At 68.9% G+C, this 18,516-nt stretch carries 17 protein-coding genes and 1 tRNA gene; 9 read left to right on the top strand and 9 right to left on the bottom strand.

Annotated features, from left to right (window positions below):
- Nucleotides 1-141: 141 nt before the first annotated feature.
- From rsmG to rpmH, 6 genes are all read right to left on the bottom strand, one after another.
- On the bottom strand, nucleotides 142-858 hold the full coding sequence (gene rsmG, locus ACZ7KF_RS15500) for a 16S rRNA (guanine(527)-N(7))-methyltransferase RsmG (protein WP_471073899.1): 717 nt from the start codon (nucleotides 856-858) through the stop codon (nucleotides 142-144).
- Between the two features lie 116 nt (nucleotides 859-974).
- A complete protein-coding gene (locus tag ACZ7KF_RS15505) occupies nucleotides 975-1,487 on the bottom strand; it encodes a Jag family protein (RefSeq protein WP_471073902.1) in 513 nt (170 codons plus the stop codon).
- A gap of 15 nt (nucleotides 1,488-1,502) precedes the next feature.
- Nucleotides 1,503-2,777, bottom strand: a complete 1,275-nt coding sequence (gene yidC, locus ACZ7KF_RS15510) for a membrane protein insertase YidC (protein ID WP_471073905.1) — start codon at nucleotides 2,775-2,777, stop codon at nucleotides 1,503-1,505.
- Between the two features lie 3 nt (nucleotides 2,778-2,780).
- Entirely contained in the window at nucleotides 2,781-3,155 is a 375-nt protein-coding gene (gene yidD / locus ACZ7KF_RS15515; RefSeq protein WP_471073908.1) for a membrane protein insertion efficiency factor YidD, read from the bottom strand.
- Entirely contained in the window at nucleotides 3,152-3,523 is a 372-nt protein-coding gene (gene rnpA / locus ACZ7KF_RS15520) for a ribonuclease P protein component (protein ID WP_079080991.1), read from the bottom strand. Before rnpA ends, yidD begins: the two co-directional genes overlap by 4 nt.
- Nucleotides 3,524-3,544: 21 nt before the next feature.
- A complete protein-coding gene (gene rpmH, locus ACZ7KF_RS15525) occupies nucleotides 3,545-3,682 on the bottom strand; it encodes a 50S ribosomal protein L34 (RefSeq protein ID WP_003956500.1) in 138 nt (45 codons plus the stop codon).
- Nucleotides 3,683-4,055: 373 nt separating this feature from the next.
- Between rpmH and dnaA the strand changes: the two genes are divergently transcribed.
- The 9 genes from dnaA to ACZ7KF_RS15570 all read left to right on the top strand — a co-directional run bounded on the left by dnaA (nucleotide 4,056) and on the right by ACZ7KF_RS15570 (nucleotide 17,202).
- On the top strand, nucleotides 4,056-6,011 hold the full coding sequence (dnaA, locus tag ACZ7KF_RS15530) for a chromosomal replication initiator protein DnaA (protein WP_471073911.1): 1,956 nt from the start codon (nucleotides 4,056-4,058) through the stop codon (nucleotides 6,009-6,011).
- A gap of 1,150 nt (nucleotides 6,012-7,161) precedes the next feature.
- Entirely contained in the window at nucleotides 7,162-8,292 is a 1,131-nt protein-coding gene (dnaN, locus tag ACZ7KF_RS15535; RefSeq protein WP_225824243.1) for a DNA polymerase III subunit beta, read from the top strand.
- A 234-nt stretch (nucleotides 8,293-8,526) separates the two neighbouring features.
- Nucleotides 8,527-9,402, top strand: coding sequence for a phosphogluconate dehydrogenase (NAD(+)-dependent, decarboxylating) (gene gnd, locus ACZ7KF_RS15540; protein ID WP_471073915.1), 876 nt, complete (start codon nucleotides 8,527-8,529; stop codon nucleotides 9,400-9,402).
- Between the two features lie 52 nt (nucleotides 9,403-9,454).
- Nucleotides 9,455-10,576 (top strand): DNA replication/repair protein RecF, encoded by a 1,122-nt coding sequence (recF, locus tag ACZ7KF_RS15545; protein WP_471073918.1) that lies wholly within the window; start codon nucleotides 9,455-9,457, stop codon nucleotides 10,574-10,576.
- Nucleotides 10,573-11,151, top strand: coding sequence for a DciA family protein (locus ACZ7KF_RS15550; protein WP_471073921.1), 579 nt, complete (start codon nucleotides 10,573-10,575; stop codon nucleotides 11,149-11,151). Before recF ends, ACZ7KF_RS15550 begins: the two co-directional genes overlap by 4 nt.
- Before the next feature lie 373 nt (nucleotides 11,152-11,524).
- Nucleotides 11,525-13,606 (top strand): DNA topoisomerase (ATP-hydrolyzing) subunit B, encoded by a 2,082-nt coding sequence (gene gyrB, locus ACZ7KF_RS15555; RefSeq protein ID WP_471073924.1) that lies wholly within the window; start codon nucleotides 11,525-11,527, stop codon nucleotides 13,604-13,606.
- Nucleotides 13,607-13,648: 42 nt separating this feature from the next.
- Nucleotides 13,649-16,243 carry a DNA gyrase subunit A gene (gene gyrA / locus ACZ7KF_RS15560; RefSeq protein WP_471073927.1) on the top strand — a complete coding sequence of 865 codons (2,595 nt, stop codon included), beginning with the start codon at nucleotides 13,649-13,651 and terminating at the stop codon, nucleotides 16,241-16,243.
- Nucleotides 16,244-16,261: 18 nt separating this feature from the next.
- Nucleotides 16,262-17,005, top strand: a complete 744-nt coding sequence (locus ACZ7KF_RS15565) for a DUF3566 domain-containing protein (protein ID WP_471073929.1) — start codon at nucleotides 16,262-16,264, stop codon at nucleotides 17,003-17,005.
- 123 nt (nucleotides 17,006-17,128) lie between these two features.
- Nucleotides 17,129-17,202 (top strand) — tRNA-Ile (locus tag ACZ7KF_RS15570).
- Between the two features lie 113 nt (nucleotides 17,203-17,315).
- On the opposite strand, the gene ACZ7KF_RS15575 is transcribed toward ACZ7KF_RS15570, so the two are convergent.
- From ACZ7KF_RS15575 to ACZ7KF_RS15585, 3 genes are all read right to left on the bottom strand, one after another.
- Nucleotides 17,316-17,639: a DUF7144 family membrane protein gene (locus ACZ7KF_RS15575; RefSeq protein ID WP_471073932.1), complete on the bottom strand. Its 324-nt coding sequence runs from the start codon at nucleotides 17,637-17,639 to the stop codon at nucleotides 17,316-17,318.
- A gap of 101 nt (nucleotides 17,640-17,740) precedes the next feature.
- Nucleotides 17,741-18,139: a hypothetical protein gene (locus ACZ7KF_RS15580; RefSeq protein WP_471073934.1), complete on the bottom strand. Its 399-nt coding sequence runs from the start codon at nucleotides 18,137-18,139 to the stop codon at nucleotides 17,741-17,743.
- Nucleotides 18,140-18,231: 92 nt separating this feature from the next.
- The coding region (locus ACZ7KF_RS15585) for a hypothetical protein (protein WP_471073937.1) at nucleotides 18,232-18,516 on the bottom strand (285 nt) is incomplete at its 5' end.

The raw sequence follows: 18,516 nt of genomic DNA on the forward strand, positions 1-18,516 counted from the left end.
ACAGTGAGCGACGTTTCACGTGAAACACGATGCACAGCGCCGACGACCGGGCCTCTGCGACACTCCGGCTTGCATAGCTTTGGCAGCTTGTGTGGAGTACGTCCCGTCCTCAGGACGGATCAGCAGGGCCCGCCCATCCACTCACCGACGGCGGCGAGCACGACCGGCACGGGCCGCCTTCGCACGCTTGGCGGCGAAGCGCACACCGCCCGGGCTTTCCCCGACCTCGACCCGCACCACGGTGGACAGCGGATCCACCACGCCCTCGCCCACATGCAGGATGGACGTCTCGACCGCGCCGAGCTTGCTGAGAGCGGTGGACGCGGCCTTCAGCTCTTCCTCGGCGGTGTCGCCCTTGAGCGCGAGCATCTCGCCGTACGGGCGCAGCAGCGGGATGCCCCAGGCGGCCAGGCGGTCCAGCGGGGCCACGGCGCGTGCCGTCACCACATGAACCGGGGGCAGCTTGCCCAGGACCTCCTCGGCGCGCCCGCGCACCACGGTGACATGGTTCAGGCCGAGCAGTTCGACGACCTCGGTGAGGAAGTTGGTGCGCCGCAGCAAGGGCTCCAACAGGGTGATGTTCAGGTCCTCGCGAACCAGGGCCAGCGGGATGCCCGGCAGCCCGGCACCGGAGCCGACATCGCAGACCGTCACGCCGTGCGGGACGGCCTCGGAGAGCACCGCGCAGTTCAACAGGTGCCGCTCCCACAGGCGAGGCACTTCCCGCGGGCCGATCAGCCCACGCTGCACGCCCGCCTCGGCGAGCAGCTCCGCATAGCGAACCGCATCGGCGAAGCGCTCACCAAATACTTCCCGCGCCTGCTCGGGCGCGGGGGGAAGCTCCGCTGCCTCCGTCACGGGGACCGTCCTTCCGTACAGCGCCGGCGCTTCACACACCGGCCACCAGAACTACAGGCTGACAAAGTTCGGCCCCGCCTGCTCAACAGACGGGGCCGGTGAAATGAGGGGGCCGATCAGGCGGGCAGCACGACGACGAAGCGCTGCGGCTCCTCGCCTTCGGACTCGCTGCGCAGCCCGGCGGCCTTGACCGCGTCGTGCACGACCTTGCGCTCGAACGGGGTCATCGGCTTGAGCTTCACGGGCTCGCCGGTGCTCTTCACCTCGGCGGCGGCCTTGGCGCCCAGCTCGGACAGCTCGGACCGCTTGTTGGCCCGGTACCCCGCGATGTCCAGCATGAGACGGCTGCGGTCGCCGGTCTCCCGGTGCACCGCCAGGCGCGTCAGCTCCTGCAGCGCCTCCAGCACCTCGCCGTCCCGGCCGACCAGCTTCTGCAGGTCACGGCCGCCGGTGTCGCTGATGATCGACACAGAGGCACGGTCGGCCTCGACGTCCATGTCGATGTCGCCGTCGAGGTCGGCGATGTCCAGCAGACCCTCCAGGTAGTCCGCCGCGATCTCACCCTCCTGCTCCAGGCGGGAGAGGGTGTCTGCACCCTCGGCAGCGGCGGAGGTGGTGCCTTCCGTCACGGGATGAGCTCCTTCTTACTTCTTGGACGGGGACTTGGGCCGCTGCGGGCCACCCTTGCGCTGGCCGGACTGGGCCTTGCTGCGGGTGCCGGAGCCGGGCTTCTGGGGCTGCTGGGCAGCGGCGGGCTTGGCGTCCTGGGGCTCGTCGGACTTCTCGAGCGACGGGGAATCGCCCGTCTGCTTGCCGGACTGACGCTGAGCCTTGGTCTGGCGCTTGGGCTGCTGACGCCGGGCGGCGGTGGCGGTGGCCGTGATGGTGTCGGTGGCCGTACCGTCCTCGGTCTGCGCCGCGGCCTGGGCCGCGCTCCTCGTCACGGTGCCGTCGGCCTGAGCAGCGAGGCCGGCCTTGTTCAGCGAGTTGACGAACTTGCGCTCGAACTCGTTGCGGTCGCGGCCCTTGGAGACGATCGCCTTGACGATGGCCTTCTCGCTGCGGCGGCTGACCTTGCCGTGCTGCGTGACGTGCTTGGTCAGGCGCTCCAGGTAGGCGGCCTGAGCCTTGGAACCCGGGGTCGGGTTGTTGCGGATGACGTACATCTGCTGGCCCATGGTCCACACGTTGGTGGTCAGCCAGTAGACGAGGACACCGACCGGGAAGTTCACACCGAAGACGGCGAACATGACCGGGAAGACGTACATCAGCATCTTCTGCTGCTGCATGAACGGCGTCTTCACCGTGGTGTCGACGTTCTTCGTCATCAGCTGGCGCTGCGTGTAGAACTGCGACGCCGACATCAGCACGATCATGATGGCCGTGACGACGCGGACGTCGGTCAGCGAGGCGTTGAGCGCGGTGACCTGCGCTTCGCTGCTGAAGAACTTGGCGGCCAGCGGGGCACCGAAGATGTGCGCCTTCTGCGCGCTCTCCAGCAGACCCTGGTCGATCACGCCGATCGTCTTGTTCGACGCGATGCCGTTGAGCACGTGGTACAGGGCGAAGAAGAACGGGGACTGCGCCAGGATGGGAAGGCACGAGGAGAGCGGGTTGGTACCCGACTCCTTGTACAGCTTCATCATCTCTTCGGACTGACGCTGCTTGTCGTTCTTGTAGCGCTCCTGGATCTTCTTCATCTCGGGCTGGAGCGTCTGCATCGCCCGAGTGGCCTTGATCTGCTTCACGAAGAGCGGGATCAGGCAGATGCGGATCAGGATCACCAGGGACACGATGGACAGGCCCCAGGCCCACCCGGTGTCGGGCCCGAAGATCGCTCCGTACACCGCGTGGAACTGAACGATGACCCAGGAGACGGGCCAGGTGATGAAACTGAAGAGGCTGGCAATCGTGTCCACTAATCATGCTCCTTGGGCATGGGACGAGGTCTCTGCGGCCGGGCTCGGAGGAAGCTCGGAAGCGTGCTTCTCGGGCTTCGCTCCGGTGGCCGGTTCGCCGGCGGAGGGCCCGCCCTTGCGTGCGCGCCAAGCGTTGCGCAGCATTTCGTGCCACCGGGGACGCTTGCGCGGTGGGACGTGGTCCACACCGCCGAGCGACCACGGATTACACCGGAGGATGCGCCAGGCGGTGAGTGCCGTTCCCTTGATCGCACCGTGCCGGTCGATGGCCGTGTAGCCGTAGTGGGAGCACGACGGGTAGTACTTGCACACCGGCCCCAGCAGCGGACTGATCGTCCACTGGTACAGCTTGATAAGAGCCAGCAGCGGGTACTTCATCGCGCGCCCCCTCCCAGTAGCCGCTCGAGGGCGGCATCCAGGTCTCGGGCCAGCTGTGCGTGGTCTGCGTCGCCCGCTCCGGGCAGCGCTCGTACGACTACCAGGCTACCGGGGGGAAACAGGGCGACTCGGTCACGCATCAGATGACGCAGTCTGCGCTTCACTGTGTTGCGCACAACCGCTCCACCCACTGCCTTGCTCACGACGAAACCCGCACGCGTCGGGGGAGCGCTCTCCCCAGGCGCGTGCGGGTCCGTGGCACCGCTACGAAGGTGGACGACGAGGGTCGGGCGTCCGGCCCGACGACCTCGTCGTACCGCGGTCGCGAAGTCCTCGCGCCGCCTCAGCCGGTTCTCGGTGGGCAGCACGACGTCATGACCTGATCGGGATCAGGCGGACAGGCGGGCGCGACCCTTGCTACGGCGAGACGCGAGAATCGCGCGGCCGGCACGGGTGCGCATACGCAGCCGGAAGCCGTGGGTCTTCGCGCGACGACGGTTGTTCGGCTGGAAGGTGCGCTTGCTCACTCGGGGGCTCCAGAAAGAATCGGTAGTGGCGGGGTGCCGTCCTGGCTGTCACCGTGCGCCCACGAGTAGCTCGCTTCACGCCCGAGTGCACCGCTTCCCGATCACCCGAAGTGATCTGTGCCCATCGGAGGCAGGCGGCAGCAGCCATCGACAACTCGACCTGGTTACGGTACGCGGGGCCGCGCCATCCGGTCAAACCGAGGGTCACCGAGAGACACTATCCACAGGCTGGGGACAACAACTTGAACCGCACCCGCCGCGCTGACTACCGTGGCTGAACCCCGATTCGTTCCCATATCCCCGCCCGACCTGATTTTCATCCCAACCCGTCCCTGAACCACACGTTCGTGGGACCTGTGAGAGAGCGTGCCCTGTGGCTGACGTACCTGCCGATCTTGCCGCAGTGTGGCCACGCGTACTGGAGCAACTCCTCGGGGAGGGCCGCGGGCAGGGTGTCGAGGCGAAGGACGAGCACTGGATCCGGCGCTGCCAGCCCCTCGCGCTGGTCGCGGACACCGCGCTGCTCGCCGTACCGAACGAGTTCGCGAAGAACGTCCTGGAGGGCCGTCTCGCGCCGATCGTCAGCGAGACCCTGAGCCGCGAGTGCGGCCGGCCCATCCGGATCGCCATCACCGTGGACGACTCGGCGGGCGAACCGCCGGCTCCCCCGGCGCCCCCCGCCCAGCAGGCGCCCAAGCCGCGCTACGAGGAGCCGGAGCTGCCGTCCGGCCCGTACGAGGGCTATGGCCGCCACCGTGGCTCCGAGCAGCTCCCGGGCGGCGAGCCACGCCCCGAGCAGCTCCCGCCCTCGCGCCAGGACCAGCTCCCCACCGCGCGCCCGGCCTACCCGTCCGAGTACCAGCGGCCCGAGCCGGGCGCCTGGCCGCGCTCCTCCCAGGACGAGTACGGCTGGCAGCAGCCCCGGCTCGGCTTCCCCGAGCGCGACCCGTACGCCTCGCCGTCCTCCCAGGACGGTTACGGCTCCGGTGGGGACGCCTACGGCTCGCCGCCCCAGGACTACCGCCCGCAGGGCAGGGAGCGGCCGCCGTACGAGAAGCAGCGCGGCGACTACGACAGCCCGCGCGCGGACTACGAGCCGTCCCGCCCGGAGTACGACCCGGGCCGCCCCGAGTACGACCCGTCCCGGACCGAGTACGACCAGCGCGACCCGGTCCGCCGTGAGCTGCCCGAACCGCCGGCGCACCGCGGTGGCACCGGCCGCCCGGACGTGTCCTCGGGGGGTGCCCAGGGTCCGCTGGGCGCGCAGCCGGCACCGACGAGCGGCCCGGGTGAGCCGACGGCACGGCTGAACCCGAAGTACCTGTTCGACACGTTCGTCATCGGCGCCTCCAACCGGTTCGCGCACGCGGCGGCGGTCGCGGTCGCCGAGGCGCCGGCGAAGGCGTACAACCCGCTGTTCATCTACGGCGAGTCGGGACTCGGCAAGACCCATCTGCTGCACGCCATCGGGCACTACGCGCGCAGCCTCTACCCGGGCACACGGGTGCGGTACGTCAGCTCGGAGGAGTTCACCAACGAGTTCATCAACTCCATCCGCGACGGCAAGGGCGACAGCTTCCGCAAGCGCTACCGCGAGATGGACATCCTGCTCGTCGACGACATCCAGTTCCTCGCGGACAAGGAGTCGACGCAGGAGGAGTTCTTCCACACGTTCAACACGCTCCACAACGCCAACAAGCAGATCGTGCTCTCCAGCGACCGGCCGCCCAAGCAGCTGGTCACGCTGGAGGACCGGCTGCGGAACCGTTTCGAGTGGGGTCTGATCACCGACGTCCAGCCGCCCGAGCTGGAGACGCGGATCGCGATCCTGCGCAAGAAGGCGGTCCAGGAGCAGCTCAACGCCCCGCCGGAGGTGCTGGAGTTCATCGCCTCCCGGATCTCACGGAACATCCGTGAGCTGGAGGGCGCGCTGATCCGGGTGACGGCGTTCGCCTCGCTCAACCGGCAGCCGGTGGACCTGGGCCTGACGGAGATCGTCCTGAAGGATCTGATCCCCGGCGGCGAGGACAGCGCGCCGGAGATCACGGCCACGGCGATCATGGGGGCCACCGCGGACTACTTCGGGCTGACGGTCGAGGACCTGTGCGGCACCTCGCGCGGGCGCGCGCTGGTCACCGCCCGGCAGATCGCGATGTACCTGTGCCGCGAGCTGACGGATCTGTCGCTGCCGAAGATCGGCGCGCAGTTCGGCGGCCGTGACCACACGACCGTCATGCACGCCGACCGCAAGATCCGCGCGCTGATGGCCGAGCGACGCTCGATCTACAACCAGGTCACCGAGCTGACCAACCGCATCAAGAACGGCTGAGCCGGCCGTACGCCGACGCGAAGGGCGCCCCCGGGAAAGCATCCCGGGGGCGCCCTTCGGCGTACCGGAGGCAGACGCCGAGGGCGTGACCCGAGGACGCGACCCCGAGGAGGAGGCACCGGGGGGAGGCACCCGGGGGAGGCACCCGGGGAGGTTCCGGTGAAGGCGTCGCAGCTGCCACTCGACACCTTCACAGCCGCCCTCCGGCCCCCTCAGGCCCTCGCGTGCAGCTCACGCGACCGTCCCGAGGCCCTCGCGTGCACCTCACGCGGCCGTCCCGAGGCCCTCGCGTGCACCTCGCGCCGCCGTCCCGAGGCCCTCGCGGGGGCTCCCGGACGGCCGGAGCTGCCGCGCACGGCGCTGTGGACCGTTTCTCCCCTGTCATCCGGTGTTCGATTACTTGCCTGGTTACGGCCACTCTCCACAGATTCGGTGACTTTCTTCCGTCCACATCCTGGGGACTGTGGAGTTGTCCCGAGCTGCGTCCACAGGGAAGCTGGCCCCACGGCTTCCGCCCAGCTCAAGGGCCTGTGGAATCGTGGACGAAGGATCTCCACAGACTGTGGACAACGTGTCTGTCCCCAGCCTGTGCACGAAGTTTTCCACCGGCGGCCCACAGGCTGAGGGCGGTTGTCCCCAGCGATCACCCGCTTCTCCACATGGCTGTCCACTGTTCGGCAACCCGACGCACGCGGTCACCGCGTCGAGTGAAAGCCGTCACAGGAGGCTGCCGGATTGGGGTGTGGGAAACCTGGGTATTCCTGGGGACACAGCTGGGGAGAACTGCCCTCGTCCTGTGGGCGGTGTGTGCAGAACTTCTTGTTCTCCACAGAGACCCCGGGTTGTCCACCGCCTCCACCCACAGGGGCAGTGGATAAAAAAGCTGTGCTGAGCTGGGCAAACGTGGTTATCCACGGTATCCACAGGCCCTACTACTACTCCCGACTAGAGAGAGCTCGGCAATCGTTTCGAAGCGGGGCCTGTGCACAACTCGCCGTCTCGCGTCCGGCTGCCCCTCGGACCGACTTGACCCCGACGGGCACCTACTGTCAGTGCCGTGCGTCAGACTGGTCCCCGGTGTCCTTCCCGTCACAGAGGGCGGCGACACCGAGTCGGAGGACTCAGTAGCAACAGCAGGAGGCGGCTTACGGTGAAGATCCGGGTGGAACGCGACGTACTCGCGGAGGCAGTGGCGTGGGCTGCACGCAGCCTCCCGGCCCGTCCGCCGGCGCCTGTCCTCGCCGGCCTGCTGCTGAAGGCCGAGGACGGCCAGCTGAGCCTGTCGAGCTTCGACTACGAGGTCTCCGCGAAGGTGAGCGTCGAGGCCGAGGTCGAGGAGGACGGCACGGTCCTGGTCTCCGGCCGCCTGCTCGCGGACATCTCCCGCGCGCTCCCCAATCGGCCGGTGGAGATTTCCACAGACGGTGTACGGGCGACCGTGGTCTGCGGCTCCTCGCGATTCACACTCCACACCCTGCCTGTGGAGGAGTACCCGGCACTGCCCCAGATGCCGAACGCGACGGGCACCGTCCCCGGCGAGGTCTTCGCCGCCGCCGTCTCCCAGGTGGCCATCGCCGCCGGCCGTGACGACACGCTCCCCGTGCTGACCGGTGTGCGCATCGAGATCGAGGGCGACACGGTCACCCTGGCCTCCACCGACCGCTACCGCTTCGCGGTCCGCGAGTTCCTGTGGAAGCCGGAGAACCCGGACGTCTCCGCGGTCGCCCTGGTGCCCGCCAAGACGCTCCAGGACACCGCCAAGGCGCTGACCAGCGGTGACAGCGTCATCCTCGCGCTGTCCGGCTCGGGCGCGGGCGAGGGCCTGATCGGTTTCGAGGGCGCCGGTCGTCGCACGACGACGCGGCTGCTGGAGGGCGACCTCCCGAAGTACCGCACGCTGTTCCCGACCGAGTTCAACTCCGTCGCCGTGATCGAGACCGCCCCGTTCGTGGAGGCCGTCAAGCGTGTGGCCCTGGTCGCCGAGCGCAACACCCCGGTGCGGCTGAGCTTCGAGCAGGGCGTGCTGATCCTGGAAGCCGGTTCCAGCGACGACGCACAGGCTGTGGAAAGGGTCGACGCGCAGCTGGAGGGCGACGACATCTCGATCGCCTTCAACCCGACGTTCCTGCTGGACGGTCTGAGCGCGATCGACTCGCCGGTGGCGCAGCTGTCGTTCACGACGTCCACGAAGCCGGCGCTGCTGAGCGGCAAGCCGGCGGTGGACGCCGAGGCCGACGACGCCTACAAGTACCTGATCATGCCGGTGCGGCTCAGCGGCTGACGTTGTCCACAGCTGTGCACAGTGCCGGGTGCCTCCTGTGGGTACCCGGCGCTCATGGCTGGGACGGACGGCCGTGGACGGACGGCGACGCTCGAGAAGCCGCAGGTCAGCCGCCGATCCGAGGGGGCACGCATGAGCGCGTATGCCCACAGCTGTGCATGAGCGTCCGGGTTTAGGCTCGGCTCGGCACGCAGGTGCCTCTCACGCCACACAGCGACCTAAGGAACACAACTGATGGAGCTCGGTCTCGTCGGCCTCGGCAAGATGGGCGGCAACATGCGCGAGCGGATCCGCCGCGCGGGCCACACCGTCATCGGATACGACCGCAACGCGGACCTCGCGGATGTCCACAGCCTGGAAGAGCTGGTGGGCAAGCTCAGCGGTCCGCGGGTGGTCTGGGTGATGGTCCCGGCCGGTGAGGCCACCCAGTCGACCATCGACCGGCTGGCCGAGCTGCTGGAGCCCGGCGACGTGGTCGTGGACGGCGGCAACTCCCGCTGGACGGACGACGAGAAGCACGCCGAGGAGCTGGCCGCCAAGGGCATAGGCTTCGTCGACTGCGGCGTCTCCGGCGGCGTCTGGGGCCTGGAGAACGGGTACGCGCTGATGTACGGCGGCGACGCCGAGAACGTCGCCAAGGTGCAGCCGGTCTTCGACGCGCTGAAGCCGGAGGGCGACTTCGGCTCGGTGCACGCCGGCAAGGTCGGTGCGGGCCACTTCGCGAAGATGGTCCACAACGGCATCGAGTACGCCATGATGCAGGCCTACGCCGAGGGCTGGGAGCTGCTGGAGAAGGTCGACTCCGTGGAGAACGTCCGCGAGGTCTTCCGCTCCTGGCAGGAGGGCACGGTCATCCGCTCCTGGCTGCTCGACCTCGCGGTCAACGCGCTGGACGACGACGAGCACCTGGAGGGCCTGCGCGGTTACGCACAGGACTCCGGTGAGGGACGCTGGACCGTGGAGGCCGCGATCGACAACGCGGTACCGCTGCCGGCGATCACCGCGTCGCTGTTCGCGCGGTTCGCCTCCCGGCAGGACGACTCGCCGCAGATGAAGATGATCGCCGCGCTGCGCAACCAGTTCGGTGGTCACGCCGTAGAGAAGAAGTAATCCACAGGGTCGCTCCGCGATCCACAACCCTGGGGGAGGTCGGCGCACGACCATGCACGTCACGCATCTTTCGCTGGCCGACTTCCGTTCGTACGCCCGGGCCGAGGTTCCGCTCGACCCGGGCGTCACCGCCTTCGTGGGTCCCAACGGGCAGGGCAAGACCAACCTCGTGGAGGCGGTCGGGTATCTGGCGACGCTGGGCAGCCACCGCGTCGCCTCCGACGCCCCCCTGGTCCGCATGGGGGCCGAGCGGGCCGTCGTACGGGCGCAGGTCCGGCAGGGCGAGCGGCAGCAGCTGATCGAGCTGGAGCTGAACCCGGGCCGGGCCAACCGTGCCCGCATCAACCGGTCCGCGCAGGTCAGACCGCGTGACGTGCTGGGGATCGTACGGACGGTGCTGTTCGCGCCCGAGGACCTCGCGCTGGTGAAGGGGGACCCGGGTGAACGGCGGCGGTTCCTCGACGAGTTGATCACCGCGCGCTCGCCGCGCATGGCCGGCGTGCGCTCCGACTACGAGCGGGTGCTCAAGCAGCGCAACACCCTGCTGAAGACGGCCGCGCTCGCGCGCCGGCACGGCGGGCGTTCCATGGACCTGTCCACCCTGGACGTGTGGGACCAGCATCTCGCGCGCGCGGGTGCGGAGCTGCTGGCGCAGCGGATGGACCTGATCGCCGCGCTGCATCCGCTGGCCGACAAGGCCTACGAGCAGCTGGCCCCCGGTGGCGGGCCGGTCTCGCTGGAGTACAAGCCGTCCGCGCCGGGCGAGGCGCACACGCGCGAGGACCTCTGCGCCCAGCTGATGGCGGCGCTGGCGGAGGCGCGCAAGCAGGAGATCGAGCGGGGCGTGACCCTGGTGGGCCCGCACCGGGACGATCTGCTGCTCAAACTCGGTCAGCTGCCCGCCAAGGGGTACGCCTCCCACGGCGAGTCCTGGTCCTACGCCCTCGCCCTGCGGCTGGCCTCCTACGACCTGCTGCGGGCCGAGGGCAACGAGCCGGTGCTGATCCTGGACGACGTCTTCGCCGAGCTGGACGCCCGTCGCCGCGAGCGGCTGGCGGAACTGGTCGCGCCCGGTGAGCAGGTGCTGGTCACCGCCGCCGTGGACGACGACGTACCCCAGGTGCTGGCCGGTGCCCGCTACGCGGTGGCCGGTGGGACGGTGGAACGCGTATGAGCACCGACGAACCCGCACCGGACACCCGGAGGACCGGCCCGGACACGGCACGCGACAAGGCACGTGGCAAGGCGGAGCCCTCGGGGGTCGACCTCGCGCGCGTGGCGTTGCGCGCCGCGAAGGAGCAGGCACGCGCGCGGGGGGACGCGGCGCGGCAGAAGAAGCAGGCGCGGCGCGGGGGCGGACTGCGCTCCGGCGCGCGCGCCGACGGCCGCGATCCGATGGCGCTGGGCGCGGCGATCAACCGCCTGCTCAACGAGCGTGGCTGGGAGACCCCGGCCGCGGTGGGCGGGGTGATGGGGCGCTGGCCGCAGATCGTCGGGGACGACCTCGCCAAGCACTGCGTGCCGCAGCGGTACGACGAGGACGAGCGCGTGCTGACCGTGAGCTGCGACTCGACGGCCTGGGCGACCCAGCTGCGGGTGCTCGCCCCCACGCTGGTGGCGCGGCTCAACGAGGATCTGGGGCACGGCAGCGTGCGGACGATCAAGGTGCTCAACCCGGGCGGCCCGGCCCGCCGCTACGGCCCGCTGCGGGCTCCGGGGAGCACCGGCCCCGGCGACACCTACGGGTGACGTACCTCACGTCGAGGGGTTCCTTCGGTGTGCCGTCGTACCTGCGGACACGGGCGTGGATCACCGCCGGATCGGGCGCGGAACGCCTTCTGACCCCCCAGTAGCCAAGGGTTGACGGCTCGAAGGGCTGAGTGCCGCTGTGAGCCCCTCGGAGCCCCCTTCCGTATATCGGGACCCGGCCGAGACCGGTTGAGGGCGGCACATGGGGACTCAGGTACCGGCAAACCCCCATCGATGTCAGCGCTACCGGTAGACTGGAAGCCAATCCCGCCCCATCGTGGGGACCGCCCGGGAAAAGCTGAGCAACGCTGATCAAGGCTTACCAACGCAACATGCCGCAGCCGCTCCGGCGATCCGCCGACGAGCCCGGCTCGTGCTGTGCCAGAAAGGGCGCTTCGTGGCCGATTCCGGCAACCCCAACGAGAACATCCCGTCCACCGACGCCGGCGTGAGCGGCGAGGCCCCGGAGTCCGCCGCGGTCTCCGCCTCCTACGACGCCAGCGCCATCACCGTGCTCGAAGGGCTGGACGCGGTCCGCAAGCGGCCCGGCATGTACATCGGCTCCACGGGCGAGCGCGGTCTGCACCACCTGGTGTACGAGGTCGTCGACAACTCCGTCGACGAGGCGCTGGCCGGCTACGCGGACACCATCGACGTGACGATCCTCGCCGACGGCGGCGTGCGCGTCGTCGACAACGGCCGTGGCATCCCGGTGGGCATCGTGCCCTCCGAGGGCAAGCCGGCCGTCGAGGTCGTGCTGACCGTGCTGCACGCGGGCGGCAAGTTCGGCGGCGGCGGCTACGCGGTCTCCGGTGGTCTGCACGGCGTCGGCGTCTCGGTGGTGAACGCCCTGTCGTCCAAGGTCTCCGTGGAGGTCAGGACCGACGGCCACCGCTGGACGCAGGACTACAAGATGGGCGTCCCGACGGCCCCGCTGGCCAAGCACGAGGCCACGGACGAGACCGGCACGTCGGTCACCTTCTGGGCCGACTCGGAGATCTTCGAGACCACCGAGTACTCCTTCGAGACGCTGTCGCGGCGCTTCCAGGAGATGGCGTTCCTCAACAAGGGCCTGACGATCAAGCTCACCGACGAGCGTGAGTCGGCGAAGGCCACCGCCGGGGCGGACGAGGCGGGTGCGGACGAGAAGGACGAGGTCAAGACCGTCACGTACCACTACGAGGGCGGCATCGTCGACTTCGTGAAGTACCTCAACTCCCGCAAGGGAGACGCCGTGCACCCCACGGTCATCGACCTGGAGGCCGAGGACAAGGACAAGAGCCTGTCCCTCGAGGTCGCCATGCAGTGGAACAGCGGCTACAGCGAGGGCGTGTACTCCTTCGCGAACATCATCCACACCCACGAGGGCGGTACGCACGAGGAGGGCTTCCGCGCGGCCCTCACCAGCCTGATCAACAAGTACGCCCGCGACAAGAAGCTGCTCCGGGAGAAGGACGACAACCTCACCGGTGACGACATCCGCGAGGGTCTGACCGCGATCATCTCGGTCAAGCTGAGCGAGCCGCAGTTCGAGGGCCAGACGAAGACCAAGCTGGGCAACACGGAGGCCAAGACCTTCGTGCAGAAGGCGGTCTACGAGCACCTCAACGACTGGCTGGACCGCAACCCGGTCGAGGCCGCGGACATCATCCGCAAGGGCATCCAGGCGGCCACCGCGCGCGTGGCGGCCCGCAAGGCGCGCGACCTGACCCGCCGCAAGGGCCTGCTGGAGAGCGCGTCGCTGCCGGGCAAGCTGTCGGACTGCCAGTCCAACGACCCCACCAAGTGCGAGATCTTCATCGTCGAGGGTGACTCCGCCGGCGGCTCGGCCAAGTCCGGCCGCAACCCGCAGTACCAGGCGATCCTCCCGATCCGCGGCAAGATCCTGAACGTCGAGAAGGCCAGGATCGACAAGATCCTCCAGAACCAGGAGATCCAGGCGCTGATCTCGGCCTTCGGCACGGGTGTGCACGAGGACTTCGACATCGAGAAGCTCCGCTATCACAAGATCATCCTGATGGCGGACGCCGACGTCGACGGCCAGCACATCAGCACCCTGCTGCTGACCTTCCTGTTCCGCTTCATGCGGCCGCTGGTCGAGGCCGGGCACGTGTACCTGTCCCGTCCCCCGCTGTACAAGATCAAGTGGGGCCGTGACGACGTGGAGTACGCCTACTCGGACCGTGAGCGCGACGCGCTCATCGAGATGGGCCGCCAGCGCGGCAAGCGCGTCCGCGAGGACTCGATCCAGCGCTTCAAGGGCCTCGGCGAGATGAACGCCGAGGAGCTGCGCGTGACCACGATGGACCAGGAGCACCGGGTCCTCGGCCAGGTCACCCTGGACGACGCAGCCCAGGCCGACGACCTCTTCTCGGTCCTCATGGGCGAGGACGTCGAGGCGCGCCGCCAGTTCATCCAGCGCAACGCCAAGGACGTCCGCTTCCTCGACATCTGAGTCGGTCTCAGCTGACCGCACCAGGAAGGATCTTCACCAGCAATGGCCGACGAGAACACTCCCGTCACCCCCGAAGAGGGCGGCGAACTCGTGATGCGTGTCGAGCCCGTCGGGCTCGAGACGGAGATGCAGCGCTCGTACCTCGACTACGCGATGTCCGTCATCGTCTCCCGTGCGCTGCCCGACGTCCGGGACGGTCTCAAGCCCGTCCACCGGCGCGTGCTGTACGCGATGTACGACGGCGGCTACCGCCCCGAGCGCGGTTTCTACAAGTGCGCCCGCGTCGTCGGCGACGTCATGGGCAACTACCACCCGCACGGCGACTCCTCGATCTACGACGCGCTGGTGCGCCTCGCCCAGCCCTGGTCGATGCGGATGCCGCTGGTGGACTCCAACGGCAACTTCGGTTCCCCGGGCAACGACCCGGCGGCGGCGATGCGCTACACCGAGTGCAAGATGGCGCCGCTGTCGATGGAGATGGTCCGTGACATCGACGAGGAGACCGTCGACTTCACGGACAACTACGACGGCCGCTCCCAGGAGCCGACCGTTCTGCCGGCCCGCTTCCCGAACCTGCTGATCAACGGCTCGGCCGGTATCGCGGTCGGCATGGCGACCAACATCCCGCCGCACAACCTGCGCGAGGTCGCGGCCGGCGCCCAGTGGTACCTGGAGAACCCCGAGGTCTCGCACGAGGAGCTGCTCGACGCGCTCATGGAGCGCATCAAGGGCCCCGACTTCCCGACCGGCGCGCTCGTCGTGGGCCGCAAGGGCATCGAGGAGGCGTACCGCACGGGCCGCGGCTCGATCACGATGCGCGCGGTGGTCGAGGTGGAGGAGATCCAGGGCCGCCAGTGCCTGGTGGTCACCGAGCTGCCGTACCAGGTGAACCCGGACAACCTGGCGCAGAAGATCGCCGACCTGGTGAAGGACGGAAAGGTCGGCGGTATCGCGGACGTCCGCGACGAGACGTCCTCCCGTACCGGCCAGCGCCTGGTGATCGTCCTCAAGCGGGACGCGGTCGCCAAGGTCGTGCTGAACAACCTGTACAAGCACACCGACCTCCAGACGAACTTCGGCGCCAACATGCTGGCGCTGGTCGACGGCGTGCCGCGCACGCTGTCCCTGGACGCGTTCATCCGTCACTGGGTGACGCACCAGATCGAGGTCATCGTCCGCCGGACCCGGTTCCGGCTGCGCAAGGCCGAGGAGCGCGCGCACATCCTGCGCGGTCTGCTGAAGGCTCTGGACGCCATCGACGAGGTCATCGCGCTGATCCGGCGCAGTGAGACGGTCGATGTCGCCCGCACCGGCCTGATGGGCCTCCTGGAGATCGACGAGATCCAGGCCAACGCGATCCTGGAGATGCAGCTCCGCCGCCTGGCGGCCCTGGAGCGGCAGAAGATCGTCCAGGAGCACGACGAGCTCCAGGCGAAGATCAACGAGTACAACCAGATCCTCGCCTCGCCGGTCCGCCAGCGCGGGATCGTCAGCGAGGAACTGGCCGCGATCGTCGAGAAGTACGGCGACGACCGCCAGACCAAGCTGATCCCGTACGAGGGCGACATGTCCATCGAGGACCTGATCGCCGAGGAGGACATCGTCGTCACCGTCTCGCGCGGCGGTTACGTCAAGCGGACGAAGACGGACGACTACCGGGCGCAGAAGCGCGGCGGCAAGGGCGTGCGCGGCACGAAGCTGAAGGAAGACGACATCGTCGACCACTTCTTCGTCTCCACCACGCACCACTGGCTGCTGTTCTTCACGAACAAGGGCCGGGTCTACCGGGCCAAGGCGTACGAGCTGCCCGAGGCCGGCCGGGACGCGCGCGGCCAGCACGTCGCGAACCTGCTCGCCTTCCAGCCGGACGAGGCGATCGCCGAGATCCTCGCGATCCGGGACTACGAGGCGGCGCCGTACCTGGTCCTCGCGACCAAGTCCGGCCTGGTCAAGAAGACGCCACTGAAGGATTACGATTCGCCTCGCTCCGGCGGTGTCATCGCCATCAACCTGCGGGAGCGCGAGGACGGCTCGGACGACGAGCTGATCGGTGCCGAGCTGGTCTCGGCGGACGACGATCTGCTGCTGGTCAGCAAGAAGGCGCAGTCGATCCGGTTCACCGCCTCGGACGACTCCCTGCGCCCGATGGGCCGCGCCACCTCCGGCGTCAAGGGGATGAGTTTCCGGGAGGGCGACGAGCTTCTCTCGATGAATGTTGTTCGAACCGGTACGTTCGTGTTCACTGCCACCGACGGTGGGTACGCGAAGCGGACCGCCGTCGACGAGTACCGCGTCCAGGGCCGCGGCGGCCTCGGCATCAAGGCCGCCAAGATCGTGGAGGACCGTGGTTCGCTCGTCGGCGCGCTGATTGTCGAGGAGAACGACGAGATCCTCGCCATCACCCTCTCCGGCGGTGTGATTCGTACGCGAGTCAACGAGGTCAGGGAGACGGGCCGTGACACCATGGGCGTCCAACTGATCAACCTGGGCAAGCGCGATGCCGTGGTCGGTATCGCACGTAACGCCGAGGCCGGGCGCGAGGCGGAGGAAGTCGACGGCGACGTGGCCGTGGACGAGCTCGCCGAGGGTGCCGAGACCACCGGCACGGACGAGGGTGAGGCACCCTCGGCCGAGTAGCACGAGGAGTGAGTCATCGTGAGCGGAGCCACGGGCGCCGGATCGGCCGGTACCTCCACGGGTACGGAGACGGACGGCGGCGGCCGTGGCTCCGCCGCGCGTGCGGCGAGTGCGAACGACCCGCACACGACGAACCTGAAGCCGGTGAAAGCTTCCGTGGCGGATTCCTCCGGCACGCAGGAATCCCAGCAGGAATCCAGAGGGGGAACCGTGACGGACACCCGAGGCCCGGCCGCGGCCGGTGGGGCACGGCCGGCTTCGCCGCTGCCCGGCGAGCGGAACCCGGAGCAGCCCGCGGGGCCGTACCACCCGCCGCAGGCCTACCCGGCGCAGGCCCCGGCCGGTGCGACGCGCAAGCCGCGCACCGGCGCCGGCGCACGGACCGCGCCGCGCACCCGCAAGGCGCGGCTGCGGGTGGCCAAGGCCGACCCGTGGTCGGTGATGAAGGTCAGCTTCCTGCTCTCGATCGCGTTCGGCATCTGCACGATCGTCGCCTCGGCGGTGCTGTGGATGGTCATGGACGCGATGGGTGTGTTCTCGACGGTCGGCGGCACGATCTCGGAGGCGACCGGCTCGAACGAGGCGAACGGCTTCGACCTCCAGGCGTTCCTCTCGCTCCCCCACGTGCTGACGTTCACGTCGATCATCGCGGTGATCGACGTGGTCCTGGCCACGGCGCTCGCGACCCTCGGGGCGTTCATCTACAACCTCTCCGCGGGCTTCGTCGGCGGCATCGAGCTGACGCTGGCGGAGGACGAGTAAGGCCCCGCGGACGCCTCACGGGGCCCTGACCCGACGGTCACCGGCAACCGATTTTGGGACTGGCGCGGTCGTGCGCTAATCTTCAGGAGTCAGCGCGCGGGACACACACCGCAAAAGCGCGGCGGGGCTATAGCTCAGTTGGTTAGAGCGCATCCCTGATAAGGATGAGGCCACAGGTTCAAATCCTGTTAGCCCCACATGCGAGAAGACCCCCAGCCGGTATCGGCTGGGGGTCTTTGGTATTCAGGGCTGACATGGCGCGAGAGCGGAGCGCGTGGCTTTCGTCGGCGAGGGGCCCGGCCGTCAGGGTTCACCGACCGTGGGTCCTCGTCAGCGCGAACATGATCAGAAAGTCGAGTGTCATCACCGGGATGGACCACCACGGATAGTACGGAATGAACATGAACTGGGTGATCAGGCTGACCCCGGCCAGCGTCAGGCCGGCCCCGCGACCCCAGCTCTGGTCCGTCAGGGCTCCGAGGCCGGCCACGACGAGCGCCACCCCGATCACCAGGTGGATCCAGCCCCAGGCCGTCAGGTCGAACCGGTAGGCGTACCGGGACGCGGCGAACACGGTGTCCTGTGCGATGCCGGATGCCCCCATGAGGATGCTGAGCGGCCCGCTGAGCATCATCACGGCCCCCGCAGGCCCCGCGGTTCCGGCGGGGCGCCCCGGGGTCACGCGCGCCGATCAGATCGGGGCCGGCCGGTGTGCGGGGCCTGCGGGGCTTTTCGTCAGGAAGGGCCGCCGCTTCGGGAGGAGGAGCGGCCGCTGTGGCCGGATCCGCCGACGGTCGCGTGGGTGCCGTCTCTTCGGGAGGCCGCGTGGTGGTTCAGCACCTTCATGATCTCCGAGGCCAGCACATCCGCCAGAGCGGGCGCGAGGGCATTCGCCAGGGCGGTCGCCAGCGTTTGCGCGAACAGCACCCTCTCCAGTTCCGAGGAACGGGAGGGCGGCCGGGAAAGGGATGCCACGGCCGCCTCCATCAGGGCTCCGGCCAGTGGGTCCTTCCCGTGTCTGACACCGGTGCCGGTATGCCGCAATCCGGCATCGCGCACCATTTCCTCGAAGACCTCGTCGATGAAGGCCTCCAAGGGATCCCGTTCCGATTGTCCGCCGGACTCAGCTGCCATTGTGGTTCCTCAAGTCTTCGATTTCCGTACGGACCGCCCCCCGACGCCGGCGCTCGCGGGTATCGGAGGGCAGGGGATGTCACCGTCTGCTGTCAGCGGCGCATGAGCGCGGCGAGCAGGAGGGGGTGCTCGATGATCGACTTGCCGCGCTCTTCGCGGCGGCGGTGCATGAGGGCGGCCAGGAGGAGGGGGTTGTCGATGATCGACTCCTCGCCTCCCCCCTCGCGGCGGCGGTGCATGAGCGCGGCGAGCAGGAGGGGGTGCTCGATGATCGACTCGCTGCGCTCTTCGCGGCGGCGGTGCATGAGGGCGGCCAGGAGGAGGGGGTTGTCGATGATCGACTCCTCGCCTCCCCCCTCGCGGCGGCGGTGCATGAG

The sequence above is a fragment of the Streptomyces sp. NPDC038200 genome (assembly GCF_055600785.1).

What these genes read in the sequence shown, in the direction of transcription:
- yidD (WP_471073908.1), bottom strand. Translation starts at nt 3,155, where the DNA reads ATGAAGTACCCGCTGCTGGCTCTTATCAAGCTGTACCAGTGGACGATC.
- gnd (WP_471073915.1), top strand. Translation starts at nt 8,527, where the DNA reads ATGGAGCTCGGTCTCGTCGGCCTCGGCAAGATGGGCGGCAACATGCGC.
- recF (WP_471073918.1), top strand. Translation starts at nt 9,455, where the DNA reads ATGCACGTCACGCATCTTTCGCTGGCCGACTTCCGTTCGTACGCCCGG.
- ACZ7KF_RS15550 (WP_471073921.1), top strand. Translation starts at nt 10,573, where the DNA reads ATGAGCACCGACGAACCCGCACCGGACACCCGGAGGACCGGCCCGGAC.
- gyrA (WP_471073927.1), top strand. Translation starts at nt 13,649, where the DNA reads ATGGCCGACGAGAACACTCCCGTCACCCCCGAAGAGGGCGGCGAACTC.
- ACZ7KF_RS15575 (WP_471073932.1), bottom strand. Translation starts at nt 17,639, where the DNA reads ATGATGCTCAGCGGGCCGCTCAGCATCCTCATGGGGGCATCCGGCATC.
- ACZ7KF_RS15580 (WP_471073934.1), bottom strand. Translation starts at nt 18,139, where the DNA reads ATGGCAGCTGAGTCCGGCGGACAATCGGAACGGGATCCCTTGGAGGCC.